General features: G+C 39.3%; 1 pseudogene. It reads left to right on the top strand.

Features of this window, described 5'->3' with window-relative positions:
• Positions 1 to 20 precede the first annotated feature (20 nt).
• Positions 21 to 234, top strand: a pseudogene (locus H5S41_RS00435) (ISL3 family transposase); the annotation flags it as partial.

Raw genomic sequence — 234 nt, 5'->3', positions numbered from 1 at the left:
ATGTAAAGAAGGTTATGCAGATGTCCCAAAACAATTTTATCTTAAGTCTCCTTGAAATTAAAGACCCTAATATTCGAATAACTGATGTGATTGATTTACCAGCCTCTAATCCGGCAGATCAAGAACATACTAAGCTAATTAAAGCCCGGCTTTCTTACCCTATTAAGCAATGCAGGCATTGTGAATTTGCGGCGGTTGTTAAAAACGGCTTCCGTAAAGCCCATGTTCGCCTTC

This window comes from Limosilactobacillus albertensis (genome assembly GCF_014145555.1).
Taxonomy (GTDB): Bacteria; Bacillota; Bacilli; order Lactobacillales; family Lactobacillaceae; genus Limosilactobacillus; species Limosilactobacillus albertensis.
This window is presented reverse-complemented; position numbering and strand designations above follow the sequence as displayed.